We start from the raw sequence: 15,699 nt of genomic DNA, 5'->3' as shown, positions 1-15,699 counted from the left end.
CTGTCTTTACCTACCCACTAAACCAATATTTCCCGTTCGTCCGGCTCGATCCAGCGGCCGTCTTCGCGGATTAACCCGATTAATTCCTCCACAGCCTTGGCTGCCGTAACCGATCTTTTGATCACTTCCTGACCCCGATACAACGCAATTTTATCCTTACCCATGCCTACATATCCATAATCCGCGTCCGCCATTTCACCAGGTCCATTCACAATGCAGCCCATAATGCCTATTTTCACACCTTTCAAATGTTCGGTGTATTTGCGGATCATTGCGGTTGTTTCCTGCAAATCGAAAAGCGTTCTGCCACAGGATGGACAGGAAATGTATTCGGTTTTTGACATTCTGGTTCGTGCTGCCTGCAAAATCCCGAATGCAATGCTATTGAATGCGGCTGCGGATTTTAATTTTTCAACGTGAACTTCATTTGCGGGAAACGTAGGTTGCAACAATACGCCATCTCCAAAGCCATCGACAAGCAGGCCGCCCACATCAGTAGCGGAATATAATGTAAGCTCGTCGCCCAGGTCCGTCGCATAATCGCGCTGAACAACCACAGGAACTTTGATGCCTTTTTCGACCAGCTTATAAAAAAACCGGCGAAGTTCGGGCATTGCGTGCGTGTTGTCTGTGTGGAGCAGGAGAACAACATTAGTCGATAGTCTGACGCTTTCCAGGAGCGAATCGTCGAACGTGTGAATGGTTCCTTTGATAAAATTCAGTTGCGGAGAAACGCTTGTTTTATCAATTTCAAGCCACTCTCCTGCTTCGAAAAGAGGGAACTTATTAACAGCATTTTCGTGCGTTAACCACTTTTCAAAATCCAAAATCTCGCGCAAGCCGTTCGGAAGCATGAACGGCACCGGATTTTTTCCGGAGTATATAAAATCAGCTCCCTGATCATTCATTGCCCATTTGTCGGGCACGGGCAAAAAGAAATGCCCGATGCTTTTCAGGTCATTCAGCTGGGTGACCGCAATATTTGAATAATCCGCAATCACTCGCGGCACATTTAAATGACCCATGTTATAAACTTCCCGCGTGTCCCTCCGTGTGTATTGAAATGGATTGATCGGGCAGGATTCAACGGGCTCAATGAAATCATGTGGTGTGCGATTGGCGTAGCGCTGAATTAATGCGCGTGCCACAGGCGCCTCTTTCTCAGGGGCCTCTGTAAGTGAAACCCTGACAGTATCGCCCAAACCATCTTCAAGCAATGTGCCGATGCCGACAGCCGACTTGATGCGGCCATCTTCCGCTTCTCCGGCTTCCGTAACGCCTAAATGCAGCGGGTAAGGTTTCAATCCTTCATCATCCAAACGCTGCACAAGCAAGCGGTAAGCCTCCACCATCACTTGCGTGTTGCTGGATTTCATAGAAAGCGCAATGTTGAAATAATTGAACTCCTCACAGATCCGCAAAAATTCCAGCGCAGATTCCACCATGCCAAGCGGTGTGTCGCCATAACGACTTAAAATTCGGTCGGACAGAGAGCCGTGGTTTGTGCCAATGCGCATCGCTGTGCCGTATTCCTTGCATATGCGCACCAGCGGGATGAATTTCTCGCGAATTCTTTCCAATTCTGCGGCATAGGAAGCATCCGTATAGTCGATGACCTCAAAACGTTTGCGGTCCGCGTAGTTTCCGGGGTTAATCCTGACTTTTTCCACAATCCTGGCCGCGAGTTCAGCCGCATTGGGCGTAAAATGTATATCGGCAATCAGCGGAACATTGATTCCTGACTTGCGCAGGCCGTTCCGGATATTTTCAAGATTCTGCGCTTCCTTCACACTGGGCGCTGTAATGCGCACGTATTCGCAACCGGAATCCACCATTCTGATTACTTCATCAATAGAGCCTTGCGTATCCATGGTATCCACCGTTGTCATAGACTGGACGCGGATGGGATAATCGGAGCCCATGGGCAGGTCGCCGATATTGATTGTGATGGTTTTTCGCCTGCTATATGCTGTCAGTGAGGGACAGTAAAGATTTGTGGTTTTTTCAGAAGCTGTAACTACTGCCATGGAGTTGATATTATTATTGGCAAAGGTCTTAAAACAAAAACACAATCGGAATTACAATCGTGCATTTTAATGCCTCAGTTTTCGATCCGCGTTCCTGAATCCACAGTGATGATGTAACTTTTTCCGCCTTCTTTTTCAATGGCTTCGGCTACTTCTTCGGCTTTCGTGGGGGCATACACAAACATGCAACCGCCGCCGCCTGAACCGTTAATTTTTCCGCCCAACGCACCAGCTGATAAGGCAGCATTCATCATGCGTTCAATTTTAGGCGTTGACGTTCTTTTATGGTCGCGGAGGTTTTTGTAATGTTTATAAAGCAGTCCGCCGAAATGTTTGTCAAAAACCTCGTCAACAGGACTGTTGACACTTTGGGTTAATAAAACTTTACCCTCAATGAGAATGTCGCGATCTTCCAGATTGGCTTTCAGCAGGCTCAGCTCATCATCGGTAAGCTGCGCTTTGTATTCAATTGCTTTGTCAAAAGGCGTTGTAAAAATGGAAAAATCTGGATCATAACCGGTGACTTTTCTGATCACATCTTCCATTCCATAACGGCATCTTGCGAGGATTCCTAATGTGTCCTTGGCCTCCAAAGAATCTCCTAAAACGAATGTGCCCAACGTCGGAGTCAGCGCCTCAACATGTATAATGGGTGTTGATTCCAGGTAAATCACATTACCGATCGCCGTGGAATAATGGTCCATCATGCCGCCGGGTTCACCAAATTCAAGCACTTCGGCTGCATTGGCAATTTCTCCCAGTTCTTTTTGAGAAAATCCAACCGGATTATCGCTCATTTTATCCAGGAAATGTGCCCAGGAAACTATCAGTGCAGACGAGCTGGAGGTTCCCGAATTAATCGGAATGTTGCCCTGGATGACACATTCAAAGCCCTTGGAGAATGTTAAACCTTTTCGTTTTAAAATATTAATGGTGCTGCGGAAATAATCCCGCTGCACCACATATGGAAATGTATCGTTAAGGGAAAATTCCTCTTTAAGCCCCAGATCGGGCAAATGCAGGATGATCTTATGATCATCCCGGTAATGTCCGTCAATGCTGATCCTGCGCGAAATGGCTGCTGCAATAACGGGTAATCCAAGATAATCCTGATGTTCACCAAATAAACATATACGGCCCGGGGTCGAAATCCTCATGAACTACCAGCTTTTCTTTTTATGGCCAATCAGACCGAAAAATAGGATAAATAAATACAATGGGACCATGATCCAGTATGCCTGTTGCGTGCTGCCGATGGAATCTGCGATGCCGCCGTAAACCAATGGCAACACAGCGCCTCCTGAAATACCCATTACCAATAACGCAGACGCGATTTTGGTGAACTTACCCAGACCGCTTAACGCCAAAGGCCATAATGCCGGCCAGATAACCGCATTGGCAAAACCAAGAACGGCAATGCACATGACGGATGTAAACCCGGTTGTCAAGATGGCAATGACGGTAACCACAAGTCCCAGCACCGCTGAAAAGATCATATAAGCCTGCTGAGAAACAAATTTTGGGATCAACACAATTCCGAGCACGTAACCGAACATCATTCCGCCCAATGTGTAAGCACCAAACACCCTCGCTTCTTCCTCGGGAATGCCCAGTGAAACGCCATAACTAATGATCGTATCCGCTGCAATCACTTCAACACCCACATAGCAAAATAATGCTGCAACACCTAAAACAAGGTTTGGATATTGAAAAACAGAAGTTTTTTGAACTGTAAGCGTGTTGACTGCTGACGTTTCTTCCTCTTCTTCACTCACTTCAACCAATCCTTTTGAAAGGCGAATTACAATCGCAAGCACAACCAAAATTCCTGTAAGAATAAGATATGGAACAACCACTTTATCAAGCTCTTCCTTAGGGTCGGAGGCTGTGGCGCCTGCCAGAAGCAATTTACCAATAACGATCTGGCTGATGATCCCTGCACCTTTGTTAGCAATTCCCATGACGCTGATGCGTTGCGCAGCACTTTCGCGCGGCCCAAGCAATGTTGCGTAAGGATTGGAGGCCGTTTGCAAAACGGTTAAGCCAATGCCGATGGTGAACAATCCCACCAAAAACACGGGATAGGAAGCCATTTCAGCGGCTGGGATAAATATTAATGTTCCGGCTGCCATTACCAGCAAAGCCAGCGACATTCCGTTTTTAAATCCTGTCTTTTTCACAACATAAGAACAGGGGATCGCCATGATCGTGTAGGAAATGAAAAAGGCGAATGTTACCAGATATGAACTGGTGTTGTCAAGGGAAAATGCTTTTTTGAAAAAGGTAATTAGCGTTCCGTTTACCCAAGTGATGAACCCCATCACGAAAAATAATACGCCGATAATAAACAGAGGGCCCAGGTAACTGTTCTTTTTGCTCATCTAGGTTAAATTGGTCAGGGTTATATAGGTTAAATATGAAAAATTCAGGTTAATACTCGTCATTAAGGCCGAAAATGCGCTTGTTGGTCTTCCATTTTCCTCTGGTGAAGTCCGGAATTTCAACTGGTGCACTTCCTTTTGCAATAGAAAGCTCGGACAACGGGCTGATCGCACTCCAGGTCGCGGCGTCATACACGTCGATCGGCGGTGCAGTTTTTCTTTTAATGGATTCAATAAAGCCCCTTAATACAAAATAATCGATGCCGCCGTGTCCTGCGCTTTCTGCGTCTTTCGCATATTTTGCCCATAATGGATGGTCATTTTTATCGAGATAAGCTTTATCGGGTTCTGCTGTATGTTCTTTGGGAGAAACGCCTTCTATATATATGCTGTGTCCGTCGTTCATCCAGATCCCGTTAGTTCCCTGCGCACGGAAAGCAAGCGAGTAGGGGCGTGGCGAGTTCGTGTCATGAACGAGCACGATGTTTTCGCCATTTTGACATTGGATAACAGTCGTCACAATGTCGCCTAGTTTGAAATTTACCTTTGCATTCGGGTGATCCTTGCCGCCGTGATCAACAATGTATTTATGTAATCCCCTAGATTTTGTGGCAGTTGAGGTCAAATAAGAGAAGCTGTTGCCGCGGTTAATGTCGAGCCAATGCGCAACGGGGCCGAGGCCGTGCGTCGGATAAATGTCGCCATTGCGGTCCACGGAATGCTGGGTGCGCCATTTGGCTTCTGAAAATCCTTTTTCACCAAATTCTACACCAACTCCACCATTGCTTTTGCCATCATTGAGCTTAACGGAACGTAAATCGTGCTGGTAACCGCAATGTGCATAGGTCATTTCACCGAACATTCCTTCACGCACCATCTTTAATATGGCCATGACATCCCGGCGGTAACAAACGTTTTCGAGAATCATGCAATGCGAGCCGGTTTTTTCAAAAGTATCCACCAGATCCCAAGATTCCTGCAAAGTAACCGTTGCCGAAACTTCCACAGCAGCATATTTTCCGGCTTTCATAGCCGCTATCGTCATGGGCACGTGCCAGTGCCAGGGCGTTGCGATTAAAATTCCGTCGAGGTCGTCACGCTTCACGAGATTCAGGAAATCCTCGTCTCCCTTGCCATAAACGGCGGGTGCTTTCCTTCCTGATTTTTTAATTTGTTCAAGGGAGAAATTAACGGCGGCGGGATCAATGTCACAGATCGCGTTTACCTCTACATCCGGGCGGAAGAGTGCCTGTTCAAGATGGTTGCGACCGCGAAGGCCTACACCGACGAAGCCAAGGCGTACTTTATCAGCCACTTTTGCTTCATTGGAGTACAATGTCGGCAATATCCCGATGGCGGGTCCGGCCATTGTGGCTTTTTGAATAAAATCGCGTCTATTCATGAAGTTGTCCAATTTAAGGTTCAGGATGCAGTAATCAGCTTATGGCGCAATGGTTTCCAAGATCGCAATTTACATTCAATAACCGTATTTTTTAATTTTTTTTATTAATCCCTTTTTAAATGAGATTCCTGTAAGTGGTGATGAAAGTTGTAAAAAATGAACAAATTGGAAATGTAAAGCGTTAAGCCAAAACAAGTAACTCCAGAAAGAGCATTTCGTCCAGGCTCGAAGGCTTTAAATGTGTTGGGCACATACTTTGTAACGACATTTAAAGCGAATTTAATTTTAAGTGAATCACAATATGGCGCAAAAGGTGGCGGTGTTTCGAAAGGAACATTTCAATGCGGCTCATCGACTCAACAACCCGGAATGGTCGGCTGAAAAAAATGAGAACGTGTTTGGCAAATGCAATAACCCTAATTTCCACGGGCACAATTATGAACTGATCGTGCAAGTGACGGGGGAAGTTGATCCTCAAACAGGTTATGTGTTGGATATGAAGGTTTTAAGTTCCGTCTTAAAGGAATTTATACTCGATCGTTTCGACCATAAAAACCTTAATCTGGACGTCGAAGAATTCAAGTCCCTTAACCCCTCCGCGGAAAACATCGCGATCGTTATATATTCAATATTAAGATCAAAAATTGATTCAGGCCTTGACCTGAAAGTCAGATTATATGAAACAGAACGGAACTTCGTCGAATATCCAGTCGACTGACATGGTTGAGGTTGAGGAAATTGGGAACGATCATGTATATTCTTCGATCGAGACACCCATGCGCAAAGATGCTTTTGCGATGGAGGATGATCTTAAAATGGAGCTGATTGAAAAGCATTTCCGTCACATTATGGAAATCATGGGTCTCGACCTGACTGATGACAGCTTGAAAGGCACGCCAAAACGTGTTGCCAAAATGTTCATCACGGAGGTTTTCAGCGGCCTTGATCCAAAAAATAAACCAGCGGTCACGCTTTTTGAAAATAAATACAAATACGACCAGATGCTGGTCGAAAAAGATATTTCTGTTTTCTCCAACTGTGAGCACCACTTCGTGCCTATTTACGGAAAAGCCCACGTTGCCTACATTTCCAGCGGCAAAGTGATCGGCCTATCCAAGCTGAACCGGATTGTTGAATATTTCGCTAAACGTCCGCAGGTTCAGGAAAGATTAACCGTACAGATTGCTAATGAGTTGAAATTAGCATTGGAAACGGAGGATGTCGCTGTTGTAATTGACGCGCAGCACATGTGCGTGCAGTCACGGGGCATCCGTGATTCGGGAAGTTCTACCGTGACAGCGTTTTACGGCGGGAAGTTTCAGGAGGAGGTTACCAAGAAAGAGTTTTTGAGTTATTTGGGGATGTGACCGGTATGGTAACACCCCCAAAAACAACAGTTAAACCGTAGGCCCAACGCGCTCTAACAGCGCTTTCGTAGCCTTAATTCCTTCAAACTCAGAAAGCTTACTTCCTTCATACTCAATCCCCGCTATGCCTTTGAAGCCTGCGTCTTTTACGATTTTCAGGATTTTTGTATAGTCCGTTTCAACACAGTTTCCTTTTTCGTCGAAATCGTAGGTTTTTGCACTTACACCTTTTGCATAAGGCATCAGTTCTTTCGTTCCCTGATATCTGTCGTACGATTCTGCGCAGCCTCCGTCTTTTCTGGTGATGCAGAAGTTTCCGAAGTCAGGTAATGTTCCCACATTTTTGAGATTCACCTGCTTCATGACGCCTGACAACCATTGTCCGTTGGATGACGATCCGCCGTGATTTTCAACGATTACATTGATGCCCGTTTTGGCAGCGAATTCGCCCAGCTTACCAAGTCCTTCAACGGCAGATTTTGCAATTTCTTCGAAGCTTCCTTTTCCGAATGCATTCACACGGATGGTTTTGCAACCCAGATATTTTGCAGCTTCAACCCATCTGTAATGGTTTTCAACGGCCTTGTTACGAACAGCTGCGTCCAATTCTCCCAAACCACCTTCGCCGTCGATCATGATGAGGTGAGCGGTAACGCCGTTGTCCTTTTGTCTTTTTATCAAATCATTCAGATAGGTCTTGTCTTCTGCTTTGTCTTTGAAGAACTGGTTTACATACTCAACGATCGAAATGCCGAACTCTTTTTTCGCCAGTGCAGGGAAGTCAAGGTTGGTCAGTTCTTTTTTGAAAAGCGCTTTGTGTAAAGACCATTCAGCCAGGGAAATATCAAACCATAGTTTTTTAGCAGGGTCTGCCATTAGCAGGTCGGAAAAAGCGGTTGCTGCGAAGGCAGTAGCACCGGCTTTTTTAAGAAAATCACGACGGGAAACGTACATTTTGGTTAGAATTTAGATTTATGTTTATTAAGGAATGTGAATTCTTGCTTCATTATACAACTTCTCGTTCTTCACGAGACTCGCAGCGTCCCAGTCAATGTCCTTGATAAACGCGTGCTGGCGAACGGGACAATCCGCCACCCGGCAAAAGTAACAGCATTGATAAAGGCATGGGTCAGCATGAACGAAAATTTCCGTTTCTCCCGTATGGCTGTCTTTTAGTATATTTTCAAAATTATGAATTGTTTCATGCACTTTTTGCAGCTCCCAATAATAAGGCAGTGTCAAATGGCAATCGATGTGTAGATCTGAGCCATATTGCTGCACGCGCAGGTTGTGCACGTCGATCCATTCTGTTTTTTTATTCGACTTCAATGTCTGCACCACTTTTTCCAGCAATGCGTCGTCAACGGCGTCCATCAGGCCTGCAACAGATTTACTAACGAGCAGAAAACCATTGTAAGCCAGGAAAACACCAAAAAGCAATGATGCAACGCTGTCAATCCAGACATAACCAGTGAGCAATATAAGCCCAACGCTGAATATCAGGACCAAACTGCTAATGCTGTCCGTCATCAAATGCCTGCCGTCAGCGACTAGTGCAAGAGAATTAACCCTTTTACCTTCAACCAAAAGCTTATAACCAATGGCCGTGTTGACGAGAATCGTAAAAAGTATAAAGCCCGAACCCTCCAAAAGGTTCTGAATAGGAGCGGGGTCCATAATCCGGTTTATCGCCTCAATGATGATAAAAAGCGAAGCAATCATGATCAACGCACCCTCAAAGCCGGCCGAGAAAAACTCAATTTTCCCGTGACCATACGGGTGGTTTCTGTCCTTGGGCTGCGCGGAAAGATAAATGCTGTAAAACGCAAAACCGCTCGCTATGACGTTGATAATCGATTCCAGCGCATCGCTCAGAATCGCGTTCGAAGAAGTGAGATAATAAGCGAAGAATTTCAAACCCGTCAGCAGAATGCTGGCTATAAAAGACAGCAGTATGAGACGTTGTTTAAGCTTATTTTGGTTTATTTGCATTTGTGATTTGAAATTCAGAGGCCAAAAATACTAAGAAAATGCGGGTTATAACCACAGAAAATAATTGGAAAACACTTTCAACTGAAACTGTCTACGAAAATGCATGGCTCGAACTGAGCCATCGCGATGTGATCAACCCGTCTGGAAATAAGGGCATTTATGGGCTTGTAAAATTTAAAAATCAGGCCATTGGCGTAATTCCATTGGATGCGGAAGGGAACATTTATCTGGTAGGCCAGTATCGCTATGCAATCGATGAATATTCCTGGGAAATTCCGGAAGGCGGCGGAGCGCTGGAGGCGGATCCGCTGGACGCTGCCAAACGTGAATTGAAGGAGGAAACGGGTTTGGTTGCTGAAAAATGGACTAAACTCGGTCGAATTCACACTTCAAATTCGGCTACAAATGAAGAAGGTTTTCTTTTCATCGCAGAAGAACTGACGCAAAAGGACGCTGAACCGGAGGATACGGAAGATCTGCAGGTGCGGAAGGTGTCTTTGCGGGAAGCGGTTGATATGTGCATGCGTTCCGAAATTACCGATTCGCTTTCTGTATGCGCCATTTTAATGACCGCCAGACTGAAGGGAATCTGATATGCTGGAATCGCTTGTTTATGGCACGCTTACCGGAATCGCATTATGTCTCACTTTCGGGACGGTATTTTTTTCATTGGTCCAAAACAGTGTAGACAATGGTTACAGGACCGGCGTGAAAATAGCGTTTGGCGTGTTTGTTTGCGACATTATCTTTGTTTTCTTCGCCATTTACGGAACTGCATTATTGCCTGATATCCCGGATTTTAAGAAATGGATGGCGGGCGCCGGAGTGTTTTTTCTGGTCGCACTGGGGCTAACGAATGTTATTCAAGGACAGCCGCAGATTGCATATCCCAAAACGAGCCTCGGAAACCTGTTTTATTACTTCACAATGGGTTTTCTGCTCAATGGGCTTAATCCGGTGAATTTCATCAGCTGGGTGACGATTGCTTCGTACATCCGCACGAATCTGCATTACAATTATCACCAGGTGCTGATGTTCTTTGGAGCGAGTGTGGTAGCGGTGTTTCTGGTAGAATGCGGCATTGCCGTGTTTGCGCACAGATTGAAGCGTGTCTTTACGCCAAGAGTGGTCACGATTTTCAACAAAGTGACAGGCGTCGTTTTCATCCTGATCGCCTGCCAGATTGCTTATGTCAATTTTATCCGCTAGTGAGACGGCTCTTCTTTCACATAGCCGTTCTTATCCAAAAATCCCTTCCAGTCGTCCATTAGAAAATTCTTGAAAACGCGTGGGAATTTGTGCTGACCGCCCATTTTGCCTTTCGAATTCATCCAGTCATAAAAAGCTTTGTTAGGCAAAACTGTTACAAAAACTTCTTTCAGAGCATGCCGCCTTTCAACGGCGTAATCATCATTCAGTTCTGCTAATTTGGCATCCAGCTTGGTTTTGAGCTCTTGTGCATTTACGTCCGTTTCTTCCACGCCCACATACCAGTGATGCGCGAACATTGAGCCATATTCAATGCCGCAAACGGTGAATTCTTTCACTGTTAACCCCATTTCATCCGAAACCAGGTCAACGGCCTTGTTCATGTTATCAACAGAAAGGTGTTCACCGCAGAGGCTCAAATAATGCTTTGTGCGGCCTGTAATAACAATTTCTCCTTTGGCTTTATCGACAAATTTCACCGTGTCACCAATGAGATAACGCCACGATCCCGCGCAGGTCGAGAGGAGCAATGCATATTCCTTTCCTTCTTCCACCTGGTCGACCATTAATGTCTCAGGATCAGGCAATAATGTGCCTTCGGAGTCGAAGTTTTTTTCGTTAAAGGGGATAAATTCGAAGAAAATGCCATTGTCGCACACCAATTCCATGCCTTGTGCGCCGGGGCGTGTCTGGTAGGCGATAAATCCTTCGGAAGCCAGATAGGTGTTAATGTAAATCAGCGGGCGCGCGAGCAGTTTTTCAAAACCTTTTCTATAAGGCTCAAATGAAACGCCTCCGTGTGCGAAGACTTGCAAATTGGGCCAGATATCGTGAATCGTCTTGACCTTGTAATGTGCAATGATCTTTTCCATCAAAAGCTGGATCCACGCAGGAACGCCTACTATGAAACCAATGTCCCATTCGTGCGCCTGCTTGGTGATCTCTTCCAGTTTCAGACCCCAGTCTTTTTGCGCCGCAATCTTTTCGCCGGGTTTATAATAAGGTCTGAACCAGTAGGGGATCTGCCTGGCAGTAATTCCGCTCAAATCGCCTTCGAAATGCTTGTCCTGATTATTCAGATTTGTACTGCCGCCGAGCATGAGGAAGCCTTTTTCGTACAAATCATTGGGAAGGTCTTTATAATGCCCAAGCGAAAGGATTTGGCGGATGCTCGTTTTCTGGATCGCGCGAGACATTGCTTTGGTGACCGGAATGTGCTTGGTAGCAGCCTCGGAAGTGCCCGAGCTTAATGCATAATATTTAATCTGACCAGGCCAGCAAATGTCTTTTTCTCCTTCCAGTGAACGATGCCACCATTCGTTGAATATCTTGTTGTAGTCGTAAACAGGAACCGTTTTCTTGTATAACTCGTAGTAGGCGCCCTTCTCACTGAACAAGATCGAGGAAAGCAACTCGTCGAAATTGTACTTTTCACCAAACTCCGTATAGCGTGCTTTGGCAAGTAATTTCGCCAAAGTTTTTTTTTGCTGAATATGGAGACTTGCCTTTCTGCGGTTAGCAACAATGTTGCTGATATGAATTCCTTTTTTTAATAAACTACCTACTAATGCCATAGCTGAATTTTAAAATTATAAATCCCAGGTCGAAAGCTGCTTTACTGCCTCATACGCTGTCAGATCATATTGACACGGGACAACAGAAATATAATTGTTATCCAACGCCCAGACATCGGTATCTTCTTTTTCGGTATCAAAATTGACGAATTCTCCCGCCATCCACAGGTAGCCTCTTCCATTCGGATCCACGCGATAGTCGAATTTTTCCTGCCATTTCGCGTGTGCCTGCCGACAAACCTTTACGCCTTTTAAAGGCAGATCCGTCTTCCCAGGAATGTTAACGTTTAATGCAATGCCATTTGGTATGCCGTTTTTAAGCGCTTCTTCGGTAATGGATTTGATAAAAGGAATGGCGTGATCGAAATCCGCATCCTCACGGTAGTCTGTCAACGAAAACCCGATCGCTGGAATGCCTTCAATGGCTGCTTCGATCGCGGCCGACATGGTTCCCGAATACAGCACGCTAATGGAACTGTTACTTCCGTGGTTAATCCCGCTCACGACCAAATCCGGCTTGCGATCCTGTAAAACGTAATTTTTTGCCAGTTTCACGCAGTCAGCAGGCGTTCCCGAACATTCGTATTCTACAACTCCTTCAAAAATATGTGTGGAATAAAGTCTTAACGGTTCGCCAATGGTGATAGCGTGTCCCATCCCCGATTGCGGGCTGTTCGGCGCGACTACGATCACTTCTCCAATGGTTTGCATCACTTCTACCAGTGTTCGGATTCCTTTGGATGTTATTCCGTCGTCATTAGTAACTAAAATAAGGGGTTTCATATAATTCTACTTATCGGCGAGTCTTTTTAGAGGGGTTATTGCCCTGACCAGCTGATGAAGTTATGTGGTTTTTAGGTTGAAAAAAGATTTATTTGCACCAGTAAAACGCCAAAATTAAGCATTATGCCATCATTCTCAATAAAGCATGCAACAGTTGCGGACATCCCGGAGATCATCGCAATCCAGGAAAAGACTTGGGAACCCACTTATGGTGACATACTTACCAAAGAGCAGATCGACTTTATGTTTGAAAAAATATATTCTCACGAATCTCTTTTACGTCAATTTACCGTTGAGCAGCATTACTTCCTGATTTTGTTGAACGACCATAAGCCGGAAGGCTTTGCATCCGTCTCCGGGGAAGGGCCGGAAAAGTTTAAGTTACATAAAATATATGTACTTCCTTCAACGCAGGGCACAGGCGCAGGGAAATATCTGCTGGCCGAAACTGAAAAATATGCAGAATCGGTCGGGGGAAAAACGCTGGTTTTGAATGTCAACCGATATAACAAAGCCAGGGGTTTTTATGAAAAAATGGGCTTCGCCGTAACCGGCGAAGAGGACATCCCGATAGGCCCATTCTGGATGAACGACTACATCCTGGAAAAGCAACTGAACTGACTATTGAGCCGGTTCAGTTCTTTCCGCCAGTTTCATTTTCTTAATGTTCTTTTTCTGACTTTTCAAGCCTTGAAGCGGATGATAATGGTTGCTGTTGCTCACATAATAGCCCGTTCCGTCATAAGTGCGCTTGTCCGGGTGCGCCTTACATTCCGGTGAGCAGGCGCCCTCCATTTCTTGACCGCATTTGTGGCAAACCGGCACGTGCGTATTGCATTCCGCGTTGGCGCAGTTGATCATACGGTCGCAGGGTTCATCGCAGATGTAGCAGCGGGAGATGACAGTCGGATTAACTTTATTGACTTCCACGGCAATGCGGTTGTCGAAAACATAACATTTACCATCAAAATTTTCACCGCCCTCTTCCAGCCCATAGCGGATAATGCCGCCGTGTAATTGGTAAACATCCTGAAAACCCTGTTCCAGCAAATATGCGCTTGCTTTTTCGCACTTAATGCCGCCTGTGCAATAGGTCACAATTTTTTTATCTTTCAAATGTTCGATCTCGTGTATATGATCGGGCAGCTCGCGCAGGTTATGCATATCAAAAGTAATTGCGCCTTTGAATTTGCCCAGCTCATGCTCATAATCAGACCGCATGTCTACTAAAACAACATTAGGATCATTGATAATCTGCTTAAATTCAGCGGGTTCCAAATGCTTTCCAGTGCGAACCAGAGGGTCAACACCCAGATCGGAATTAACAATTTCATCTTTAACCCGCACGTGCAGCTTTTGAAAAGCAATTTTATCATGCTCTTCCACTTTAAACTGCACATCCTGAAACCGGCTGTCGGAACGCACATAATTCATATATGCTTCGCAATCTTCCGGCGTGCCCGAAACCGTCCCATTCAAACCTTCCGGTGCTATGATAATCCTGCCCAAAAGATTGTGCTGCACGCAGAACAAATGATGCTCATCGCGATACGTTTCCGTGTCTTCGATGGGCGCATAGAAATAATATAAAATTACCTTGAAAGGCTTCATTATTGCATTATTTGATGTATTCCAAAGAGAAAAGAAATTCTTCCACGCAGTTCCTTCCTCCAAATCAGGTGCAAATATACGAAGAAACGTACTTTAACGAAAATCCGGGAATTGGACTTTTGTGGGCAGCAAACTATTGAAATGATTTCTATATTTTTACCGCACTCAGCACATTCCTAACCATCACTTTCTCACATTATGCACATCGCGATCATTGGTAACATCGGCGCCGGTAAAACCACATTAACCCAAATGCTGGGTGAATATTTCAAATGGGACGTGATGTACGAAGCCGTGGAAGGGAATCCATATCTGGCTGATTTTTACCAGGATATGGATCGCTGGGCATTTAATTTGCAAATTTATTTTCTTAATAACCGCTTTGCGCAGGTTCAGAAAATCCGTGAGACCACTTACTCTACCATTATTCAGGACAGGACCATTTATGAGGATGCTTTTATTTTCGCCAGAAATCTCCACGAGTCGGGCGTGATGACAGAGCGGGATTACCAGACTTATCTGCTGCTTTTCGAATCCATTATCAGGACAGTGTCGCAACCGGACCTGCTCATTTATTTAAAAGCAGACATTCCCAAACTTGTTTCACAGATCAAAAAAAGGGGCAGGGACTTCGAGGCTGACATTTCAACTGACTATCTGGTTGCCCTCAACCACTATTATGAAGATTTTGTAAAGCACTACGATCACGGCAAGATCATTGAGATCGACGTGAATCAGATGGATTTCGCTTCCAATCCCACGGACTTCGACTTTATCGTAAGCCAATTAAATAAAGAGTTGTTTTATATCTGATTATGAAGTGATTATCTCCATACCATTAAAGCACACATGCCAATGCTTTATTGAGGATTACATTGCTTTTCGGACTGAATGTGTAAATTTTTCGCTCCTCTGGAAGGATGATCTCTATTTTCACAGTGCCTTTCATCTTATTCAGTTCCTGAGGCGTGACCGGAGAGGAAAGCATAAAAGATTTGTTCCAGAAATTGCGGTCGGATGTGGTTGTGAACAGTGAGAAAGTCTCGTCTTTGGTCGTGAACCTTATTTCCGTGAACATTTGCACGTGGAAGATCAGGTCTACTGCTTCGTTGTGATAAGTGAAGATTTTTTCCTCTCCGATTCTTGAAAGGGACAAAAATTCCTTCTTGCCAACAAGCTGAACGATCTGGTAATATTCCTTCTTATTGGTGGATCGGCTTACTTTTTCCAGACATTGTGCATGGCTGACCATCTGGCAAGCAGAAACCAGCCCAATAACTCCAAGGAGAGCAATTGCTTTCATGTAATGGTAGTCCTTCAAACTTTGCGAAAATCAGGGGCCGTTCAATCAAA

General features: G+C 45.0%; 16 protein-coding genes. 6 read left to right on the top strand and 10 right to left on the bottom strand.

What is annotated here, in order from left to right; genetic code table 11:
* Positions 1 to 17: 17 nt before the first annotated feature.
* From ispG to NFI81_RS06985, 4 genes are all read right to left on the bottom strand, one after another.
* A complete protein-coding gene (gene ispG / locus NFI81_RS07000) occupies positions 18 to 2,027 on the bottom strand; it encodes a (E)-4-hydroxy-3-methylbut-2-enyl-diphosphate synthase (protein ID WP_234613239.1) in 2,010 nt (669 codons plus the stop codon).
* Between the two features lie 74 nt (positions 2,028 to 2,101).
* On the bottom strand, positions 2,102 to 3,184 hold the full coding sequence (locus NFI81_RS06995; protein ID WP_234613240.1) for a GHMP family kinase ATP-binding protein: 1,083 nt from the start codon (positions 3,182 to 3,184) through the stop codon (positions 2,102 to 2,104).
* A 3-nt stretch (positions 3,185 to 3,187) separates the two neighbouring features.
* Positions 3,188 to 4,408 carry a sugar MFS transporter gene (locus NFI81_RS06990; RefSeq protein ID WP_234613241.1) on the bottom strand — a complete coding sequence of 407 codons (1,221 nt, stop codon included), beginning with the start codon at positions 4,406 to 4,408 and terminating at the stop codon, positions 3,188 to 3,190.
* A gap of 49 nt (positions 4,409 to 4,457) precedes the next feature.
* Positions 4,458 to 5,777 carry a Gfo/Idh/MocA family protein gene (locus NFI81_RS06985; protein WP_374759481.1) on the bottom strand — a complete coding sequence of 440 codons (1,320 nt, stop codon included), beginning with the start codon at positions 5,775 to 5,777 and terminating at the stop codon, positions 4,458 to 4,460.
* Between the two features lie 334 nt (positions 5,778 to 6,111).
* Here NFI81_RS06985 and NFI81_RS06980 point away from each other — a divergent pair, with 334 nt between their 5' ends.
* Together NFI81_RS06980 and folE are read left to right on the top strand one after the other, a co-directional pair.
* Positions 6,112 to 6,528 carry a 6-pyruvoyl trahydropterin synthase family protein gene (locus tag NFI81_RS06980; RefSeq protein ID WP_234613243.1) on the top strand — a complete coding sequence of 139 codons (417 nt, stop codon included), beginning with the start codon at positions 6,112 to 6,114 and terminating at the stop codon, positions 6,526 to 6,528.
* Positions 6,488 to 7,177: a GTP cyclohydrolase I FolE gene (folE, locus tag NFI81_RS06975; protein WP_234613244.1), complete on the top strand. Its 690-nt coding sequence runs from the start codon at positions 6,488 to 6,490 to the stop codon at positions 7,175 to 7,177. Before NFI81_RS06980 ends, folE begins: the two co-directional genes overlap by 41 nt.
* Positions 7,178 to 7,207: 30 nt before the next feature.
* Here the strand turns inward: folE and NFI81_RS06970 are convergent, their stop codons facing one another.
* Both NFI81_RS06970 and NFI81_RS06965 read right to left on the bottom strand, forming a co-directional pair.
* Positions 7,208 to 8,131: a sugar phosphate isomerase/epimerase family protein gene (locus tag NFI81_RS06970; RefSeq protein WP_234613245.1), complete on the bottom strand. Its 924-nt coding sequence runs from the start codon at positions 8,129 to 8,131 to the stop codon at positions 7,208 to 7,210.
* A gap of 27 nt (positions 8,132 to 8,158) precedes the next feature.
* A complete protein-coding gene (locus tag NFI81_RS06965) occupies positions 8,159 to 9,169 on the bottom strand; it encodes a cation diffusion facilitator family transporter (RefSeq protein ID WP_234613246.1) in 1,011 nt (336 codons plus the stop codon).
* 38 nt (positions 9,170 to 9,207) lie between these two features.
* Between NFI81_RS06965 and NFI81_RS06960 the strand changes: the two genes are divergently transcribed.
* Positions 9,208 to 9,762, top strand: a complete 555-nt coding sequence (locus tag NFI81_RS06960) for an NUDIX domain-containing protein (protein ID WP_234613247.1) — start codon at positions 9,208 to 9,210, stop codon at positions 9,760 to 9,762.
* Between the two features lies 1 nt (position 9,763).
* Positions 9,764 to 10,378, top strand: a complete 615-nt coding sequence (locus tag NFI81_RS06955; protein ID WP_234613248.1) for a LysE family translocator — start codon at positions 9,764 to 9,766, stop codon at positions 10,376 to 10,378.
* Here the strand turns inward: NFI81_RS06955 and NFI81_RS06950 are convergent.
* Entirely contained in the window at positions 10,375 to 11,952 is a 1,578-nt protein-coding gene (locus NFI81_RS06950; RefSeq protein WP_234613249.1) for a GH3 family acyl-acid amido synthetase, read from the bottom strand. The genes NFI81_RS06955 and NFI81_RS06950 overlap by 4 nt on opposite strands.
* Before the next feature lie 15 nt (positions 11,953 to 11,967).
* A complete protein-coding gene (gene surE, locus NFI81_RS06945; protein WP_234613250.1) occupies positions 11,968 to 12,735 on the bottom strand; it encodes a 5'/3'-nucleotidase SurE in 768 nt (255 codons plus the stop codon).
* Positions 12,736 to 12,858: 123 nt separating this feature from the next.
* On the opposite strand from surE, the gene NFI81_RS06940 reads away from it, so the two are divergent.
* Entirely contained in the window at positions 12,859 to 13,356 is a 498-nt protein-coding gene (locus NFI81_RS06940) for a GNAT family N-acetyltransferase (protein WP_234613251.1), read from the top strand.
* Here NFI81_RS06940 and trhO read toward each other — a convergent pair whose 3' ends face one another.
* Positions 13,357 to 14,346 (bottom strand): oxygen-dependent tRNA uridine(34) hydroxylase TrhO, encoded by a 990-nt coding sequence (trhO, locus tag NFI81_RS06935; RefSeq protein ID WP_234613252.1) that lies wholly within the window; start codon positions 14,344 to 14,346, stop codon positions 13,357 to 13,359.
* Between the two features lie 198 nt (positions 14,347 to 14,544).
* Between trhO and NFI81_RS06930 the strand changes: the two genes are divergently transcribed.
* Positions 14,545 to 15,159 carry a deoxynucleoside kinase gene (locus NFI81_RS06930; RefSeq protein ID WP_234613253.1) on the top strand — a complete coding sequence of 205 codons (615 nt, stop codon included), beginning with the start codon at positions 14,545 to 14,547 and terminating at the stop codon, positions 15,157 to 15,159.
* A 25-nt stretch (positions 15,160 to 15,184) separates the two neighbouring features.
* Here NFI81_RS06930 and NFI81_RS06925 read toward each other — a convergent pair whose 3' ends face one another.
* Entirely contained in the window at positions 15,185 to 15,649 is a 465-nt protein-coding gene (locus NFI81_RS06925) for a hypothetical protein (RefSeq protein ID WP_234613254.1), read from the bottom strand.
* Between the last annotated feature and the right edge of the window lie 50 nt (positions 15,650 to 15,699).

The organism is Dyadobacter fanqingshengii (genome assembly GCF_023822005.2).
Lineage (GTDB): Bacteria > Bacteroidota > Bacteroidia > Cytophagales > Spirosomataceae > Dyadobacter > Dyadobacter fanqingshengii.
This window is presented reverse-complemented; position numbering and strand designations above follow the sequence as displayed.

Excerpts from the sequence above, each read along its gene's own strand:
- ispG (WP_234613239.1), bottom strand. The coding sequence starts at position 2,027 with ATGGCAGTAGTTACAGCTTCTGAAAAAACCACAAATCTTTACTGTCCC.
- NFI81_RS06995 (WP_234613240.1), bottom strand. The coding sequence starts at position 3,184 with ATGAGGATTTCGACCCCGGGCCGTATATGTTTATTTGGTGAACATCAG.
- NFI81_RS06990 (WP_234613241.1), bottom strand. The coding sequence starts at position 4,408 with ATGAGCAAAAAGAACAGTTACCTGGGCCCTCTGTTTATTATCGGCGTA.
- NFI81_RS06985 (WP_374759481.1), bottom strand. The coding sequence starts at position 5,777 with ATGGCCGGACCCGCCATCGGGATATTGCCGACATTGTACTCCAATGAA.
- NFI81_RS06980 (WP_234613243.1), top strand. The coding sequence starts at position 6,112 with ATGGCGCAAAAGGTGGCGGTGTTTCGAAAGGAACATTTCAATGCGGCT.
- folE (WP_234613244.1), top strand. The coding sequence starts at position 6,488 with ATGAAACAGAACGGAACTTCGTCGAATATCCAGTCGACTGACATGGTT.
- NFI81_RS06970 (WP_234613245.1), bottom strand. The coding sequence starts at position 8,131 with ATGTACGTTTCCCGTCGTGATTTTCTTAAAAAAGCCGGTGCTACTGCC.
- NFI81_RS06965 (WP_234613246.1), bottom strand. The coding sequence starts at position 9,169 with ATGCAAATAAACCAAAATAAGCTTAAACAACGTCTCATACTGCTGTCT.
- NFI81_RS06960 (WP_234613247.1), top strand. The coding sequence starts at position 9,208 with ATGCGGGTTATAACCACAGAAAATAATTGGAAAACACTTTCAACTGAA.
- NFI81_RS06955 (WP_234613248.1), top strand. The coding sequence starts at position 9,764 with ATGCTGGAATCGCTTGTTTATGGCACGCTTACCGGAATCGCATTATGT.
- NFI81_RS06950 (WP_234613249.1), bottom strand. The coding sequence starts at position 11,952 with ATGGCATTAGTAGGTAGTTTATTAAAAAAAGGAATTCATATCAGCAAC.
- surE (WP_234613250.1), bottom strand. The coding sequence starts at position 12,735 with ATGAAACCCCTTATTTTAGTTACTAATGACGACGGAATAACATCCAAA.
- NFI81_RS06940 (WP_234613251.1), top strand. The coding sequence starts at position 12,859 with ATGCCATCATTCTCAATAAAGCATGCAACAGTTGCGGACATCCCGGAG.
- trhO (WP_234613252.1), bottom strand. The coding sequence starts at position 14,346 with ATGAAGCCTTTCAAGGTAATTTTATATTATTTCTATGCGCCCATCGAA.
- NFI81_RS06930 (WP_234613253.1), top strand. The coding sequence starts at position 14,545 with ATGCACATCGCGATCATTGGTAACATCGGCGCCGGTAAAACCACATTA.
- NFI81_RS06925 (WP_234613254.1), bottom strand. The coding sequence starts at position 15,649 with ATGAAAGCAATTGCTCTCCTTGGAGTTATTGGGCTGGTTTCTGCTTGC.